The 15,145-nt window shown below is 32.9% G+C and carries 17 protein-coding genes; 7 read left to right on the top strand and 10 right to left on the bottom strand.

Annotation, left to right across the window (positions count from 1 at the left end):
- Nucleotides 1–68: 68 nt before the first annotated feature.
- The 3 genes from ABN236_RS15755 to ABN236_RS15745 form a co-directional block, all read right to left on the bottom strand.
- On the bottom strand, nucleotides 69–272 hold the full coding sequence (locus ABN236_RS15755) for a hypothetical protein (RefSeq protein WP_194950919.1): 204 nt from the start codon (nucleotides 270–272) through the stop codon (nucleotides 69–71).
- Between the two features lie 310 nt (nucleotides 273–582).
- Nucleotides 583–792, bottom strand: a complete 210-nt coding sequence (locus ABN236_RS15750; protein ID WP_098942235.1) for a sigma-S stabilization anti-adapter protein IraP — start codon at nucleotides 790–792, stop codon at nucleotides 583–585.
- Between the two features lie 507 nt (nucleotides 793–1,299).
- Complete coding sequence (locus tag ABN236_RS15745) at nucleotides 1,300–1,848, bottom strand: NADPH-dependent FMN reductase (protein WP_311755617.1); 549 nt, start codon at nucleotides 1,846–1,848, stop codon at nucleotides 1,300–1,302.
- A 438-nt stretch (nucleotides 1,849–2,286) separates the two neighbouring features.
- Here ABN236_RS15745 and ABN236_RS15740 point away from each other — a divergent pair, with 438 nt between their 5' ends.
- Nucleotides 2,287–2,784 carry a YuaE family lipoprotein gene (locus tag ABN236_RS15740; RefSeq protein WP_349474380.1) on the top strand — a complete coding sequence of 166 codons (498 nt, stop codon included), beginning with the start codon at nucleotides 2,287–2,289 and terminating at the stop codon, nucleotides 2,782–2,784.
- 5 nt (nucleotides 2,785–2,789) lie between these two features.
- A complete protein-coding gene (locus ABN236_RS15735; RefSeq protein ID WP_349474379.1) occupies nucleotides 2,790–5,489 on the top strand; it encodes a sugar transporter in 2,700 nt (899 codons plus the stop codon).
- Nucleotides 5,490–5,548: 59 nt separating this feature from the next.
- On the opposite strand, the gene ABN236_RS15730 is transcribed toward ABN236_RS15735, so the two are convergent.
- Nucleotides 5,549–6,424, bottom strand: a complete 876-nt coding sequence (locus ABN236_RS15730) for a T3SS regulon anti-activator ExsD domain-containing protein (RefSeq protein ID WP_349474378.1) — start codon at nucleotides 6,422–6,424, stop codon at nucleotides 5,549–5,551.
- A gap of 84 nt (nucleotides 6,425–6,508) precedes the next feature.
- Nucleotides 6,509–7,345, bottom strand: coding sequence for a helix-turn-helix transcriptional regulator (locus ABN236_RS15725; RefSeq protein WP_311755614.1), 837 nt, complete (start codon nucleotides 7,343–7,345; stop codon nucleotides 6,509–6,511).
- 1,200 nt (nucleotides 7,346–8,545) lie between these two features.
- On the opposite strand from ABN236_RS15725, the gene ABN236_RS15720 reads away from it, so the two are divergent.
- Together ABN236_RS15720 and ABN236_RS15715 are read left to right on the top strand one after the other, a co-directional pair.
- Nucleotides 8,546–9,061 (top strand): bactofilin family protein, encoded by a 516-nt coding sequence (locus ABN236_RS15720; protein WP_226892275.1) that lies wholly within the window; start codon nucleotides 8,546–8,548, stop codon nucleotides 9,059–9,061.
- An 81-nt stretch (nucleotides 9,062–9,142) separates the two neighbouring features.
- The gene (locus tag ABN236_RS15715; protein WP_088494976.1) at nucleotides 9,143–9,700 is read left to right on the top strand and encodes a GNAT family N-acetyltransferase; all 558 of its coding nucleotides are present in this window, start codon (nucleotides 9,143–9,145) and stop codon (nucleotides 9,698–9,700) included.
- Here ABN236_RS15715 and ABN236_RS15710 read toward each other — a convergent pair.
- Nucleotides 9,678–10,028 (bottom strand): nitrous oxide-stimulated promoter family protein, encoded by a 351-nt coding sequence (locus tag ABN236_RS15710; RefSeq protein ID WP_194950913.1) that lies wholly within the window; start codon nucleotides 10,026–10,028, stop codon nucleotides 9,678–9,680. The genes ABN236_RS15715 and ABN236_RS15710 overlap by 23 nt on opposite strands.
- A 179-nt stretch (nucleotides 10,029–10,207) precedes the next feature.
- Between ABN236_RS15710 and ABN236_RS15705 the strand changes: the two genes are divergently transcribed.
- Nucleotides 10,208–10,453: a DinI-like family protein gene (locus ABN236_RS15705; protein ID WP_036934877.1), complete on the top strand. Its 246-nt coding sequence runs from the start codon at nucleotides 10,208–10,210 to the stop codon at nucleotides 10,451–10,453.
- A gap of 132 nt (nucleotides 10,454–10,585) precedes the next feature.
- Here ABN236_RS15705 and ABN236_RS15700 read toward each other — a convergent pair whose 3' ends face one another.
- Nucleotides 10,586–10,825 (bottom strand): YecH family metal-binding protein, encoded by a 240-nt coding sequence (locus ABN236_RS15700; RefSeq protein ID WP_349474377.1) that lies wholly within the window; start codon nucleotides 10,823–10,825, stop codon nucleotides 10,586–10,588.
- Between the two features lie 111 nt (nucleotides 10,826–10,936).
- Nucleotides 10,937–11,152: a DUF465 domain-containing protein gene (locus ABN236_RS15695; RefSeq protein WP_349474376.1), complete on the bottom strand. Its 216-nt coding sequence runs from the start codon at nucleotides 11,150–11,152 to the stop codon at nucleotides 10,937–10,939.
- Nucleotides 11,153–11,416: 264 nt separating this feature from the next.
- Here ABN236_RS15695 and eco point away from each other — a divergent pair, with 264 nt between their 5' ends.
- The gene (eco, locus tag ABN236_RS15690) at nucleotides 11,417–11,896 is read left to right on the top strand and encodes a serine protease inhibitor ecotin (RefSeq protein ID WP_193775149.1); all 480 of its coding nucleotides are present in this window, start codon (nucleotides 11,417–11,419) and stop codon (nucleotides 11,894–11,896) included.
- 88 nt (nucleotides 11,897–11,984) lie between these two features.
- Here eco and ABN236_RS15685 read toward each other — a convergent pair whose 3' ends face one another.
- A complete protein-coding gene (locus ABN236_RS15685; protein ID WP_023581562.1) occupies nucleotides 11,985–12,422 on the bottom strand; it encodes a universal stress protein in 438 nt (145 codons plus the stop codon).
- A 536-nt stretch (nucleotides 12,423–12,958) separates the two neighbouring features.
- Here ABN236_RS15685 and ABN236_RS15680 point away from each other — a divergent pair.
- Nucleotides 12,959–13,873 (top strand): cation diffusion facilitator family transporter, encoded by a 915-nt coding sequence (locus ABN236_RS15680; RefSeq protein ID WP_349474375.1) that lies wholly within the window; start codon nucleotides 12,959–12,961, stop codon nucleotides 13,871–13,873.
- An 82-nt stretch (nucleotides 13,874–13,955) separates the two neighbouring features.
- Here ABN236_RS15680 and ghrB read toward each other — a convergent pair whose 3' ends face one another.
- Entirely contained in the window at nucleotides 13,956–14,915 is a 960-nt protein-coding gene (ghrB, locus tag ABN236_RS15675; RefSeq protein ID WP_349474374.1) for a glyoxylate/hydroxypyruvate reductase GhrB, read from the bottom strand.
- Nucleotides 14,916–15,145: the final 230 nt, after the last annotated feature.

Here is a 15,145-nt window from a genome sequence, read left to right as displayed (position 1 = left end):
TGTAGATATAAATCCTCTCTAATATAAATAATAATAAAGAGAGGGTGATGAAGAATATTGCCTTATGCTTAGATTATTTTTTTTATATATTGTTCTGTCTTGCTTATAACATCTTGGTATTGAGGATGATCGATATAAGCATCATTGACGGTCTTATTTATATCTTGGATCACTATTTCTTTTTGTTTATCTGTCAAAGTCAATAATAAGGCTTTCAAAACTACTTTTACTGCTGCAATTTCATACTCTATATTGACAACTTTTTTTTCCATAAGATCCTCAAAGAAACGACAATTTATTGCTGTGTGATAAATTATTTTTCATATTAATTAATTGTTTAAATAAATCCAAGAAAAAATTAAATTGATAAAAAAATATACGATTTTATCGTATTTTTTCATTAGAACAGTAAATATGAGGATATTTTAGATGTGTGAAATAGACACTCAGTAAATTTAACTTAGTGTTGTATTAATGAAGGGGTAATCACGGTATATCCTATATAAAATAATCAATAGGATGCTATTAGCACCCTATAAAATTAGGGTATAAATTTAATAGCAATAGCAAATATCGTTTTCATTAGGCTTGAGTAAGTTTCTTTACATATTGCTCAGTTAAGTTAATAACTTCATTGAGCTGAGGGTATTTGTTTGATGTATCCTCAAGCACTATAGATATATTGCCTAACATATCCCTTCGTTGTTTATCACTTAGCGTGGAAAGTAAAGATTTGATAACAATTTTTAGAGCAGCAATTTCGCATTCAATTTCTTTTAAATTTTTATCCATGATTTACCTGCCAGTATTTAATGGATGAGTAATATAGGTAATTTTTTTGTTTATCACAATTATAGAAGCATATTATTTAGAGATGTATCGCACATTATGGCTAATGTTCTAGCCTAATATAAATTATTAAAAATAATTATCAAATTATAAATTTTATATGTGGCAGTAAGTTGAAGCCTTATTGATATTCTCTGACTTTAGGGCGAATAAGATAAATGATTAAAATTGATCTCGGGTCTAGTTCTATTTAAATTCCTTTATTTTTGATTATATAATAAACAATTCTTAATAGTGATAATAAAAAACATATCTTTTAAAGATAATCTATTTTTGTCTTTTGTTGTTTAATAGGAAGTGAACAAGAATAGTGTTACTTTTTACCTATGAAATACCAAAACTTTTATTTTTTAGTAGAGATATTATAACCAAATAAATTACATTAACCTTGATGATAAAAAAGAAAAAGAGCTTATGTTTTTTACATGAAGCTCTTTTTAGTTTGTTTGATTATTGGTTATTTTGCTTAACAAAAGCAACGTAGGCATCAACCCAGTTTTGCATAAAAGTTGCTGTTTTCTCTGAAAACTGTCCATTCTCAACCATTCCGTCATACCATTTTAGATAACATTCTGGTTGATTTAGGGTCGGCATATTCAAGAAGGCTAACGAATTACGTAAATGTTGTTGAGCTATTGCTGTACTAATATTACCCGTTGAAACCCCAATAATACCTGCTGGAATTTTATCCCAAGCATTCGTTCCATAAGGGCGAGAAGCTTGGTCAATAGCATTTTTAAGTGCCCCAGGTATTGAACGATTATATTCTGGGGTGATAAAGATGATGCCTTGACACGCTTTTATTTGTTGTTTGAAATCTACAACAGAAGAGGGGGTATGACTGTCATCGTCTTGGTTATAGAGAGGAAGAGTACTAATATCGATAAACTGACAGGTAAATTCTTGAGGAAATAGCTTAATTAAGGCATGTGCTGTTTGTTTATTAAACGAATCTTTTCTTAAACTACCGACAACGATACCAATTTTAAAATGACTCATCTTAGTTCTCCTATTTTGAAGGATAAAATGAATATCAAAGCCTATATTAGATATTCATTTTTTGATTTTATCTCGGTATTAAAAAACAGCAACAAAATATAAGAGTATTTTTTACACGTAAATTACGTAAATAAATGATAAAATTAGTATTATTATTTTTATTATTATCTGGTATTATTTCATCAATATAAAAAACGATCAGTTTATATGACAACATTTTTACTAAATAAATCCGATATTCAAGATTTGATGTATTTAGTGTGATGTAAGTAGTATTTTAAGAAAAAATAAATGAAATGATAGGAACACTCATTGCAACCAAGGGTGTTAGCCTATTTATTTAGTATGCAGTAGGTAATAGAAAATTATAATAAAATGGCTTAAAATGCGACAACTCATATGCTCTTATTTAAGTCTGATCGGAATTAAGGAAAAATGATGTCCTTATTACAAAATAAAAAGAATGTCCTTGCTGTATTTATGGCAACCAGCGTCCTCGCCCTATCAGGGTGTGCGTGGACTGATCACACTCGTCCAATTGAAACGCCAGCGCCAGCGCCAGCACAAATCACACAGCCTGTAGCAACTACTCAACCAGTAGCTGTTGCACAACCGCTTTCTATGACACCAGCTGCAGAGCCTGCTGATAGTGGTGTAGATGCAAGAAAATTGGGACTAGCACCGCAAAGTGCTTGTATCAAACAACTTGATTCTTTGAAAACTTTTTCTCCATCTGATTATCAATCTATGATGAGCTCATTTAAAGAAATTAGCGAAATCAATGCGATGTACCGTAGTGTTCAAGGTACAGCAAGTAAAGATAGTTTAGATTTATTAAAAATGAGTATTGAATCAAAAACAGAAGTTTTATGTGCAAAAGTTCGCTATTTGTCGATTATGTCAGTTAATTCGACATTAAAAAAATTAGGTGAATAATTACTATGAAATTAAAGCAGAGTGTTTGTCTCGCTTTTATGCTGTTTCCAACACTATCGTTTGCCAATAATGAGTTTAATTCTGTTATTGAAGATTTTGACCGTTATTTTGAAACGCAAGAGCCAATTAAAATTGAGCCTAAAACATCTGCTACAATTTCATCGTCAACGAGAACCGGTCAGGCTACTCGTGGAGTAAACCGCACCACAGCGACTCAACAAACAAAACCAGAGCAACGGGTTAAACCTTCTACGCCAGCTAAAACAGATAATCAGGCAGTCGAACCTGTTAAGACTCCTGATATCACGCTGGCAGAAAATTGCCCTGTGTTACCTGCTGATTATTCGAAATTAAAGAGCGACTACACCCGCTATTTAACCCCATTGCTTTCATTTATTCCGATTAAACCGCAATTTACACCAGAGGATCTTAATCGTTATAGCTACAGAAATAATGCAACGGTTTATAACCCATTAGCTCTGTATTCAAAAGAGAGTTATGCAAAGCCTCAACGTAATGACAATTTCTTGTTAGATATTATCCCAGGAACGTTTTATTCTGTTACGGCGATCCCTTTCCACTTTGCATATCAGTTCAATCGCTCTGTACTTGATCATAAACAACCTCTTTTTAATAAAGAGCTATTAAATCGTTTAGCAGATACGAGAAGTAAATACCAAACTCTGTATCAAAAATACACAGAGCAGGCAGCTATAACAAAAGAGCATTTAGAAAAACTTCAAAATGCAAATAGCCAAATTAAACAACTCGAATTAACGCTGGCTGAAACAGAAGAAAAATTAGCTACGGCGAATACCTTACTTACTGATGACACGTTAAAACAGGCTGTTGCTAAGCTACAAAATGATTTAGAAACAATAAAAAAAGAACGTGACTTGTTAGTTAAGCAACTAGCCGAAAAAGAGAATGTATTACAGGCAACAACAGTAAAAAATACAGAGTTAGCAAAACAGCAACAAGATTTTGAGAAACAAGCGGGAATACTTAAAACCTTAGAGGCGAAATATACTCAGCTTGAGCAAGAAAAAGAGCAATTACAGTCTCAGTATCAACAGGCTCAGGCTCTATTAAAAGATGATAGTGCTAAAAAAGAGATTGATAAATTACAAAGTTCACTTGAGAGCATAAAAGTAGAGCAAGAGAAGTTAATTAGTCAATTGAATGAAAAACAGACACTACTTGCGAAAATTGAACAAGAAAAAGAAGTTATACAGGCTCAGTATATCGAATCTCAGCAATTACTAAGTGGTAACAGTAAGCAAAAAGAGCAAGAGTTAGCTAAATTAGAAACTGCTAAAAATAAAGAGATAGCAACATTAGAAAATTCGTTATCAACAATAACGACTGAGCAAGAAAAATTAACTAAACAACTTTCAGATGTACAAACTCAATTAGCAGCAATAAAGAAAGATAAAGAAGATGTGCAGGCTCAATTTGCACAGGCTCAACTATTGCTAAAAGATGACTCTGCGAAAAAAGAGATAGATAAATTACAAAGCACATTATTGAAGATCACATCAGAACGTGAAGATTTATCTAAAGAGCTTGCATTAAAAGTTGCGGAAGCAGAAAAGCAGCAAGATGCTAATAGCAAACTTGTTGAGGATCAGCGCAAAGAAATAGCACAACTGAAAACACAAGTTGAAAAAAGTAATCAGGAACAATCTCAACTTAATAAATCGCTTTTAGCTGTTCAACAGCAAAAAGAGCAAGTAGATGAAAAATTAAAAGCGATCCCAGAATTAAAAGCACAGTTAGATAACAAGGTCACGGAACTAGCTGACTTGAAGAAGAGTTTATCAGCTGGTGAAAAAGCCGTTGATAATTTAATTGCTGATAAAAATAATCTGATAGCTAAGTTAGAGAAAGCGCAAAGTGAGCTATCGAATAAATATCAAACATTAGATACACAATTTAAAGAAAATAATATCGCATTAGCTCAAGTCACCACGAGCAAAAAAGAAAGTGAGAAAACGTTAGCATTGTTAGAAAAACAACTCACTGAAAAGCAAAATACAACGGATAAATTGAGTGCTCAATTAGCTGAAGCAAAAGTACAATTAGAAAAACAAAATACAGAAAATGCACAGCAAGTTAGCACGTTAAAGCAACAACAAACAGAATCTATTGCTAAATTAAATGAGCAAATTAAAGCAAAAGATGCTGAATTAGCGAAAGTTAATACAGACACTAGTAATATCTTAAAAGAAAATAAAACGCTAAAAGAGCAGCTGGAGAAAATGGCTGGTGAAGGGCAAATGATCGCAGGGCAACTTGCTTATGCTTATTCGATTATTGGAAAAGATAATGCCCAGCGCAATAAATCTATTTTAGCTGAGATCCAAAAACAGAATTACGTACAATATGACGATAATACCTACTTTAAAATATTAAAGCAGGGTAAACCTGAGCCTTCAATTGCAGGTAAAACGGTTGTATTTACAATGCATGAAGAGTTGACTGATGGTACTGTAACTCTTAATTATGATAAAGCTAAGCCACTTATTTTACCTTACCGACAATTGCCGTTACCACTGAATACCTTTATTGCAAAAGCTGGTATCAATGGTAAAGCCAAAATTTATATAAAACCCGGTGGCGGTTATGGAAAAAATGGTGTGCCAGGACAAGTACCACCAGAATCTATGTCTATTGTGACAATTGAGATCTTAGATATTAAATAGAATAATTAAAAGTTAACATCAGCTCTTCTCTTTTTATTTAGAGAAGAGCTGAAATTTTATTATCGCCATAAAAATTCATCGTTCTTCAAGCAAAGCTCTCTTTCTAGCAGCCAATCTTTTAATTTTTGACAGTTTTCAGGATGTTCTGGAATGCTATTTAAAATCTTCCATAATGGTTTTATTAATTCAGAATTTGGTGTTATTTTTTGGATGTAATCTAAAGTATTACTAATTTCAACATTAAAGATAGGTTCATTTTTCCAATTATCGAGAAGTAATTGGATATCTTTCTGTAATAAATCATCAATAACAATTAGTCTGACTTTATCCGCATTAAGTTTAATATTGATATCATCTAAAGATAAAAAAGAATCACTTTTATTTGATAGTTGTTTTCCTTCAAATGACTTAATATTTTCACACTGCTTAATTTGAAGCTCAAGCTCTCTTTTTGTGTCATAAAGCGTGAAAAGCTGAGGAGTAATATGTTGAGCCCACCAAATAAAAAGTGGCTTTATTACGGCTTGAATTAAGCGCATATGCTCATTGATATTGACCGTTGCTTTTAATGATTTATCCCAATCTGCGGGTGTTATTGTGGAATGTGACTGTTCTGTATGAAACGAATGTGCGAAACCAATAACATCACGTATTTCTTCTTTAGATATCACAACAAAGCAGTATTTTTTTCGTAAAAACCAGGTGGATTGTAATAAACTGTCTAAGCTTTCACGGCATAAAACCCGAGACAGTATTTTTATTTGTTGTTCATTAACATCACATGCAGTAGTAATACTTTCATTAGAACGGAAAGAAAACTGTAGATCAAACAAGTCATCTACAGTTTTTTCATTGTTGGGTGCCATTATTTTTTTTAGTAAGGTTAAATGGTCATAATAATGGGCTTTGGTGCTATATATATTTTCTTTTATCACGATATACAACTCACTCATAAGAACAAATTTCAAGTATTCTAACTATGAATGGCTTTTAGATATTATGATATTCGGTCGGATTTTTTATAATTTTGATCTGATATTTCTCGCTTTACTTGGTGTCATATTAAAACGACGGTGGTAGCTTTGTGTAAAGTAAGATTGACTTGAAAAGCCAGACTCCATTGAAATGTCAACGATACTCATTTCAGTAGTGAGTAGCAGTTGATGCGCGTAAATAATTCGTCTTTCACAGATCCATGTTCTTGGTGAAGTGCCATAAACATGATTGAAAAGCTCTTTAAACGTAGTTAATCCCATTCCAAATTCACGAGCAAATTGTTTGAGCTTCCAATTTTTTAAATGATTTTTTTCCATAAAAATCTTTAAGCGATCAACTTGACGATGGCTAAGTTGGCGTAATAACGCCATTAAGTCAGAACCTTGTTCAGTTGAAAGTAATAGAATTAAAAGCTCTTCAATACGTAATTGTGTAAAGGTTTCAGGGCAAGATTGAACAGTAAGATACTCAAAGCCATTACTACAAAATTGAATAAGAGGCGAGTTTTGAAAACAAATAAAGGCACTGGAAAATTCTTCATCCCTTTCTATTTGACACAAGATATCATTGTACTTAGACATGAAATCTCTTAAGAAGTCATCAGAAAGGGGAATATAAATAACATCGGTAGGCTCTGCACCTTGTGTTTTTATGGTATAGCTACCTTGTTGTAGAAAAAGAACTTGGTTTTCATTAGTTATCACTGTGTCAGTACAATTTTGTAATGTAAGTGCATTCTTTCGGATAAGAAAGATCGCTTTTTGTTCATTTTCTAGTATTTGATATTGTGGATAAAAATAAGATCTTTTTTGAATTGCACAATTAGATCGCTCGGTTTTGTCACACTGTATTGTATTCATGTTTCGCCCAAAATTATTATATAAGTATCACTGTATTTTTATAAAAGTAAATATCAGAATATTTATAAAAACACTTCTTTATTATTGAGTGTTATTAAAAATAAAAAAGAGACTATTTTCTTTAATTTGATGTGGTTTTTTTTTAGATATTAGGCATTACACTTTGTTTTGCAAATTTAAGATAAGTCTATTTGTTAATTTAAAGACATTCCTTATAAATTGCAAAAAGAAATTGAATACGAATAAGTTTTTTCTGTGATATGTTCAGTAATAGTATGAGTATTAATGTAATTAATAATTTACGCTTTATGATGAGGTGAGTAAAACCCATATATTACAATTGGTTGCTTTTACTTCTTTCTTTACAGTGTAAAAAAACAATAAATGTATTTAAAATGCAAAATTTATTATAAATACCAATTCGTGATAAATATGAAAATTAATTGTTATGTAAATATTAAAAGAATTAAGTGTAAAATATAAATATAAAGAAGATTAAAATTGAAAAAGAAAGTTAGTAACTTGGGTTACATTAACCTTAGTTATGATAACATTATTTTTCTATATTATGAAATAATGTTATAAATCATAAAATCAAAAAAATAGTACACAAAAGATATATCATCTATCTGTTTGTTTTATTTTTTTACCTTTCATTTTTATTATTACCGTGATGAAGGCCTCGTATTTTTTTATTAAAACTCGGATGGATTAAATTCCAGATGCTGAATTTTTTTGAATGAAATTTTATAAAGATGTGGATTTAGGTATAAGATGTTAATTTTCAATGAAAAATATTTATCTAAAAAGACTGATAATCATCACTATTTATTCACATTAAGCGTAAATTATTAAAATAGTGATTCTACCTCTTAATTTAATTAAATCGTATTTCGCTCAAGGAACAAATCAAAAAACTAAAAGGTAATAATAGGCTTATTACTGGCATTATGCTTGCCATCTATTTATTAGAATGATGAATGCATAAGTGTATTTATTGTCAGGGAGGTAAGGATATAGCTAATTATGGAGAATAAGCGAACACTGCGAAATATGATATTCAGCGGGATATGGATAATTTGGACTCTCGCCTTAATTGCCTTTTGGCGTTATCAAATGGCAGGCGAGTTTTTGATTATTTTAATCCTAATTTTTAGCATTATTATTTATTCTATGACGTTGAGGTTAAAAAAAGCCGCTATGTTTAGTCGTAAAACTGAAACACCAAAAGCAGCAGAGCCTGTTGCACCAGTAATAACAGAAGAGAAAAAACCGATGCCAGAGCAAAAACTATACACGATTATTGCAAAAGGAACGGTATTCCAAGGCGATATTAATGTTGAAGGCGATATCCAAATTTGGGGTAAAGTAGCCGGCAATATTAATGTCAAAGATGGCGTTATTCGTGTTATGCATGCGGGGCAAGTTGAAGGTGAATTAACAGCACCTGATATTATTATTGATGGTTTTGTAAAAGGCATCTGTGCTGCAAATAATTTAGATATTTTAGAACACGGTGAGTTACGTGGTACTAGCCGTTGTGGCAGTATGTCTATTAAGCGTGGTGGTATTTTTACTGGGCAATCAGAGCAAGTTGAACATCAAGCAAAATCAGTTGCTCAACAACGTGTTGTTTCAATAAAAGAAAGCTCTAATGCAAATAAAGATAAAGTTGTTGCTCCAGTAGAAAATCAACTAAAAGAAAATAAAAAATAAAGTACCATTTTTCTTTTCATTGTTCGTTGCTTATCCTATTTTATCGCTATTGTCTTAATTTTATATAAATAGAGAATAACGATGAATTTAGATACTCCCAGACTACACCTAAGAGAATGGCGTGAGAGTGATAAAGCGCCATTTTTTTCTGAAATCAACTCTTCACCTGAAGTGATGCGCTATTTTCCTTGCACTTTATCCCAATTAGAAAGTGATAATATGGTTGAGACTATCCGTGAAAAATTTATTAAACAAAACGGATGGGGAATGTGGGCAGTTGAATTAAAAGAGACTCAAGAGTTTATTGGTTTTGTTGGATTAAATATTCCAGCCGCGTCTTTGCCATTTAATCCCTGCGTAGAAATTGGTTGGCGGATTGCACAAAAATTTTGGCGAAAAGGCTATACCTATGAAGCAGCTTTAGCTGTATTTAAATGTGCGTTTGAAACGCTGGGATTAGAAGAGGTTGTTGCTTTTACCGCAGTTTCAAATCTTCCATCTCAAGGTGTGATGCAAAAATTGGGTATGCGCCAGTCTGATAATTTCTTTCATCCCGCATTAGATAAAGCACATCCTTTAGCGGAGCATGTTTTATATCGATTGAATAAATCTGATTTTATTTTTCCGTCGAACGAATAGCTCGCTTTTTCTCGGGAAGAGGAGGAACGGGCTTTTTATCATCAATAAGATGACGTATTGCTAAGATCGGATGATAAATTAACATTCGAGGCCCTGCCCAGCGCATGATCTGTTTCATCGTTTCTCGTTTGGCGGGTTGATAACAGTGAATTGGACATTGTTTACACGCCGGTTTATCTTCACCATAACGACATTTATCTAATCGGTTATAGGAATAATTGATTAATTGTTGATAATAATCTGAGTCAGCTTCAGGATGTGAATGAGCATAAAGGCGAACCATTTTTTGAATGGTTTTTTTCTCACGATTTATTCTTTTTCCTGACATACCTTTCTCTCTTAGTAATATGTTGCATTTATTATGCATCTTATCATCAAGCCGATACAGACGCTAAAATATTATTTAATGCGTAATGATAAAAAATTTTGTCAAAAAGACTTTTCTTTTTTCTTAGAATATAATACTGTATTTATATACAGTTTATTTGCCTTTAAATGGTGAAACCAATGCGTGTGGAAATTTTATTTAATAAACAATCTAAGATAACCGACTCATTATTTCCGCTCTTAGAACACGAACTGAGAAAAAAGATCATTCCAGAATATCCAGATATGCAGTTTCGTATCGCCTTTAGTAGCATGAACTCGATTCAAGTCACAGGCATAAAAGATGAAACTAAGCATGAACACATAATGGAACTTATTCAAAGTGTTTGGGAAGATGATGGTTGGTTGCAAACAGACGATGAATAAAGTGCAGTAAAAATTTAGCAAATAAAGTAATTACGATTGTCAGAATGAATTGGCTTTTTACTTGTTTATATAAAAAGCCAATGACATAGAAAAGGAAATCGCTGGCAATCGGGTTTTAAAACTGTATATCTATCAATGATGACAAATCTTTTTTTCACTCGTTGTAAATCCACCCTCTGCTGGAATAAATTTACCTTTCCTTTCTAAGAAATCAACTAATTCAGTCGCTGTCATATTTTCAGCTGAGCACGTATGAAAACGTGAGTCATTACCGAATTGTTTATGGATAGCATCAATTAGCGATGTTTTAGTAAATGCAGTCTCTGAAGAAAGGATCATTTGCAAAACTTCATGACCATGTATTGATGACATATTGAGTACCCTAAAAAATAAAAGATACATTAATTATGCATCTTTATGAGAAGGTATCTTTGTTTTTAATCATAAAAAGCGATGACATTATATCATCGCTTAAAAAGAGCCTTATTTTTCACTTCGTTGAAGTATTTTTTGCATTTCATCTTTAAGATAAAGTTTTTCTTTTTTTAGTTTGGCAACTTCGTCGTTATAACCAGCCCCGTTAGGACCTTCTAGTTTTGCAATTTCTTGATCGAGTCGATGATGTTTATCGTAGAGAGCTTCAAAGCGGGGATCACTATTTCTTAATTGAGAAACAAGGGCTTGTTGATCTGAGAACATATAACCTCCTATGAAAAGAAATCGGGTCTCTATTTCAGTATAATCATAGATTGGCTATCTGCATGGTAGAGCATCACAAATTTACATTTCATGAAAAAACGTGATTTTTCTTTTTAAAACATTCAGAATTATCCACTCATAGTACTATTTACTAAGATGTTAGCATTCAAGCACTAAAAATATTAGTATTCAGATAATGAGCAATAAAAACATCTGACTAATTTTGTTAACGGCGAAGTGTTCGCTGTAAATATGGAGAGAGTGATGAACAAAGTAATATTATCTTTAGTAGCGGCAATGTCTTTATCTGCGTGTGCACAAGCTACCGACAGTTTAGATAAAGTTGCACCTTATCCTAAGGCTCAAGAAAATCAAGTTCGTCATGTTATCGAGTTAGAGAAAAAAGATAATGAAAGCAATTACCAAGTTGAATTAATTATTGGTAAAGAACTTAAAGTAGATTGTAACCATCAGTGGTTTGGTGCGGATCTAGATGAAAAGAATTTAGAAGGTTGGGGTTATAGCTATTATGTTGTTGGCGATTTGAATGGCCCAATGTCAACAATGATGGGATGTGCTGACAATACGAAAAAAGATGCCTTTGTACAGGCAAATATGGGATCAGATGCCTTCATCCGTTATAACAGCAAATTACCAATTGTTGTTTACACACCAAAAGATGTTGATGTGAAATATCGTATTTGGTCTGCTGCTGAGACGACTCAAGATTCAGTTAAAAAATAACGACTAGCCTTATTTAGGACAGGCCATAGTGTACTAAAAAGCCCTTTGTTATTGAGACAAAGGGCTTTGTCGTTATTAAAACTAAATATTAGCGAATAACTAGAACTGACATTTTGGCATGGCGTACAATTGATGACGCTGTTGAGCCTAATAAATAAGAGGAAACATTAGGTCTATGTGACGCAATCGCAATCAAATCAGCATCAATATGGCGAGCATATTCTAAAATTTCATCTTTTGCGTTACCAACGCCAACATTACATATAATCTGCTCATCAGGAATTTTTGCATCTTTAATCATTTCTTGTAGCGCAACAAAAGCAAGACGAGTACGTTCTGACGAATCTTTGAATTTTTCAGGAATAGCAGCGAATTCGATACCAAAGAAAAGTTCAGCATTAGGAATAACGGTGAGGAAGTGGATCTCAGGTTTACCCACCTTTGCTATTTGTTCAATGTGAGCGATCAGTTCCTGAGAAAGTTCATCTTCTAAAATATCAATGGGAACTAGGATTTTCTTATACATTACAAACCTCACTTAGCGTTAGTTTAAAATATTTACCATTATCGCCTAATAGTAAAAAATAGCTGTGATCTGTGTTTTAAATAAGAGTGAGAATGATTATTTACTGCTTTACATTATTAAGCATTAAAAATTAAAAACAGTCTGAAATAATATTAACAATATAATGAAAAATAAGTTATATACCTTAACTTGTTGACAGAAAAGCACATTAATAATGTTGTATTAAAAATAAATTTCTTTTTTTCTCATTAAAAATAGAAAATGCATAAAAGAATGATTATCAATTATATTATTGTTCTGTATCTATAAGATTTTATTGATAAAAATAAGAGACAGAAAGATTTAAATATGGCATATTAATAGGCAATGACATCTCAATATGATGTCTGGACAGCAATCTTAGTCCCTAAACTGGATTGTTATTCAGAGTCGTCCTTTATCCTCACCAATGAGTTATGGAACCTGAAATAACCTATGGAACTCTATTTATCTATGGCAATAGAGTAGGCTATTTAAAACCAAATAAGATTATTATTATGACACATAATCACATTGATGATATTGAGTTGGTTCGGGCTGATAATAATCAGTCTGAAAAATTTAAGGCAGCCAAAAAAAGTACGTTAGTGAGTGTTTTTGTCAATATCGTTTTATCCATTTGGCAAATTACAGTGGGCTTTTTCTCACACTCTCAAGGTTTAATTGCTGATGGTATTCACTCGCTTTCTGATCTTATTGCTGACTTTGTTGTTTTAATTGCCAATAAAGGTAGTCAGAAACAACCTGATGCGGATCACCCTTATGGGCATTTTCGCTATGAAAATGCGGCATCACTTATTCTTGGAACTATTTTATTAATTGTTGGTTTGGGAATGGTATTTTCTGCCATTCATAAAATTTTAGATCCATCTACTATTCCTGAAGTTCATAGTGTTGCTTTATATGTGGCTTTACTTGCATTAGCGGCTAAAGAAGGATTATTTCGCTATATGCTTGCGGTTGCAAAAAAAGTGGACTCAAATATGTTAGTCGCGAATGCTTGGCATGCGCGTTCTGACGCAGCTTCTTCATTAGTTGTTGCAATTGGTATTATCGGAAGTTTGGCTGGATTTAAATTTTTTGACCCATTAGCAGCATTAATTGTCGGACTATTTGTCGGTCGTATGGGATGGCGTTTTACTTATCAAGCTCTGCAAGATTTAATGGACAGAGGGGCAGATGAAGAAACGCTAGAAGAGATTAAACAAATGCTGGTTTCAACACCGGGCGTGCAAGGCGTTCATGATTTAAAGACACGTCGTTCAGGTGATTATTTACTCGTAGATGTACACCTTGAAATCAAAGGTGATCTCACGGTCAGTGAAAGCCACGAGATTGTTGTAAATGCACGTAATAAGGTTTTGCAAAATAAACAGATCTTGAGTGTGATGGCGCACGTTGATCCCGCTTAAACTTATTTGAATACTTAATAAAAAAGGTAATGATGGATTTTCATTACCTTTTTTTGTACCTCAAAAAGCGCCATTTACCACTTTAGAAATTGACGCAGTTTTCTTTTACATTATTACTCAGTGCTGCAATTAGATTATCTACTGCACATTCAGCCATCGCATAGCGAGTCTCTTTTGTTGCAGAGCCAATATGTGGAACAGCGACGACGTTTTTCATCGTTAATAAAGGTGAAGATGAAGATAGAGGCTCTTTTTCAAAAACATCCAGTCCAGCGCCCGCGATCTCTTTTTGTTCTAATGCATTGATAAGCGCCAATTCGTCCACCACAGCTCCACGCCCTGCGTTAATTAAATAAGCATCAGGTTTCATCATCGAAAATTGTTTTTGCCCCATTAGATGATGCGTTTCTGGTGTTAATGGTAACGTGATACATACGAAATCAGATTGCTGTAATAAGGCTTCTAAAGAGCAATGCTTTGCAGAAAATTTATCGTTCACTTCTGTATATTCTGTCCGTGAGTGATAAAGAATATTCATATTAAAACCAAAGTGTGCTCGTTGTGCCAAAGCCTTTCCTATTCGACCCATACCAATAATACCCATGGTTTTATGATGAACATCAGTACCGTACCAATCAGGTGTGATACCTTTAACCCATAAACCTTGTTTAACATTATCAGCAAGTTCAGGAATACGTCTTGCAACGGCAAGGACTAATGCCATCATGGTATCTGCAACGGTGTCTGTTAATACGGTTGGAGTATGCATTAGTCTGATATTACGTTTAGTGAGTGCATTAACATCAACATTGTCATAGCCAACAGAAACCGTTGAAACGGCTTTTAAATGAGGTGCTAGGTTAATAAAGTTTTCATCGATATTACCACCAGCACCTAGTAGTCCAGAAGCATTGGCGAGCGCGGAACGAAAATCATCAGATTCTAAAGAGAGCGTTTTAAATTGTTTGATATCAGCAAAATCAGATAGTTTTTTGTACAGTTTTTCAGGAAGATCTTGGTAGAGCAAGACAGTCGGTTTCATTATGTTCTCCATTCGATACTCGTCATACTTCAAGCCACAGCGTTGTTGGCTACGTTCATTCGCACTAGTCACATACTATTGTATGCTCCTAGCGACTCATTCACTTGCCGCCTAGCTGTAACTTGAACTATTTAGAGTATCTATACAATAAAACACTTATTAAGTTGTAAGTATCTATACAATAAAACACTTATTAAGTTGTAAGTATCTATACAATAAAACACTTATTA

It is taken from the genome of Proteus sp. fly-1013, assembly GCF_040140245.1.
Classification (GTDB): domain Bacteria; phylum Pseudomonadota; class Gammaproteobacteria; order Enterobacterales; family Enterobacteriaceae; genus Proteus; species Proteus mirabilis_B.
Note: the sequence above shows the minus strand (reverse complement) of the source record. Positions and strands in the feature narration are given on the sequence as shown.

Coding starts and splice junctions, on each gene's coding strand:
- ABN236_RS15700 (WP_349474377.1), bottom strand. CDS start 10,825: ATGTCATCAATACATGGTCATGAAGTTTTGCAAATGATCCTTTCTTCA.
- ABN236_RS15725 (WP_311755614.1), bottom strand. CDS start 7,345: ATGAATACAATACAGTGTGACAAAACCGAGCGATCTAATTGTGCAATT.
- ABN236_RS15710 (WP_194950913.1), bottom strand. CDS start 10,028: ATGTCAGGAAAAAGAATAAATCGTGAGAAAAAAACCATTCAAAAAATG.
- ABN236_RS15735 (WP_349474379.1), top strand. CDS start 2,790: ATGAAATTAAAGCAGAGTGTTTGTCTCGCTTTTATGCTGTTTCCAACA.
- ABN236_RS15705 (WP_036934877.1), top strand. CDS start 10,208: ATGCGTGTGGAAATTTTATTTAATAAACAATCTAAGATAACCGACTCA.
- ABN236_RS15755 (WP_194950919.1), bottom strand. CDS start 272: ATGGAAAAAAAAGTTGTCAATATAGAGTATGAAATTGCAGCAGTAAAA.
- ABN236_RS15685 (WP_023581562.1), bottom strand. CDS start 12,422: ATGTATAAGAAAATCCTAGTTCCCATTGATATTTTAGAAGATGAACTT.
- ABN236_RS15750 (WP_098942235.1), bottom strand. CDS start 792: ATGGATAAAAATTTAAAAGAAATTGAATGCGAAATTGCTGCTCTAAAA.
- ABN236_RS15745 (WP_311755617.1), bottom strand. CDS start 1,848: ATGAGTCATTTTAAAATTGGTATCGTTGTCGGTAGTTTAAGAAAAGAT.
- ABN236_RS15715 (WP_088494976.1), top strand. CDS start 9,143: ATGAATTTAGATACTCCCAGACTACACCTAAGAGAATGGCGTGAGAGT.
- ABN236_RS15695 (WP_349474376.1), bottom strand. CDS start 11,152: ATGTTCTCAGATCAACAAGCCCTTGTTTCTCAATTAAGAAATAGTGAT.
- ABN236_RS15680 (WP_349474375.1), top strand. CDS start 12,959: ATGACACATAATCACATTGATGATATTGAGTTGGTTCGGGCTGATAAT.
- eco (WP_193775149.1), top strand. CDS start 11,417: ATGAACAAAGTAATATTATCTTTAGTAGCGGCAATGTCTTTATCTGCG.
- ABN236_RS15720 (WP_226892275.1), top strand. CDS start 8,546: ATGTTTAGTCGTAAAACTGAAACACCAAAAGCAGCAGAGCCTGTTGCA.
- ghrB (WP_349474374.1), bottom strand. CDS start 14,915: ATGAAACCGACTGTCTTGCTCTACCAAGATCTTCCTGAAAAACTGTAC.
- ABN236_RS15740 (WP_349474380.1), top strand. CDS start 2,287: ATGTCCTTATTACAAAATAAAAAGAATGTCCTTGCTGTATTTATGGCA.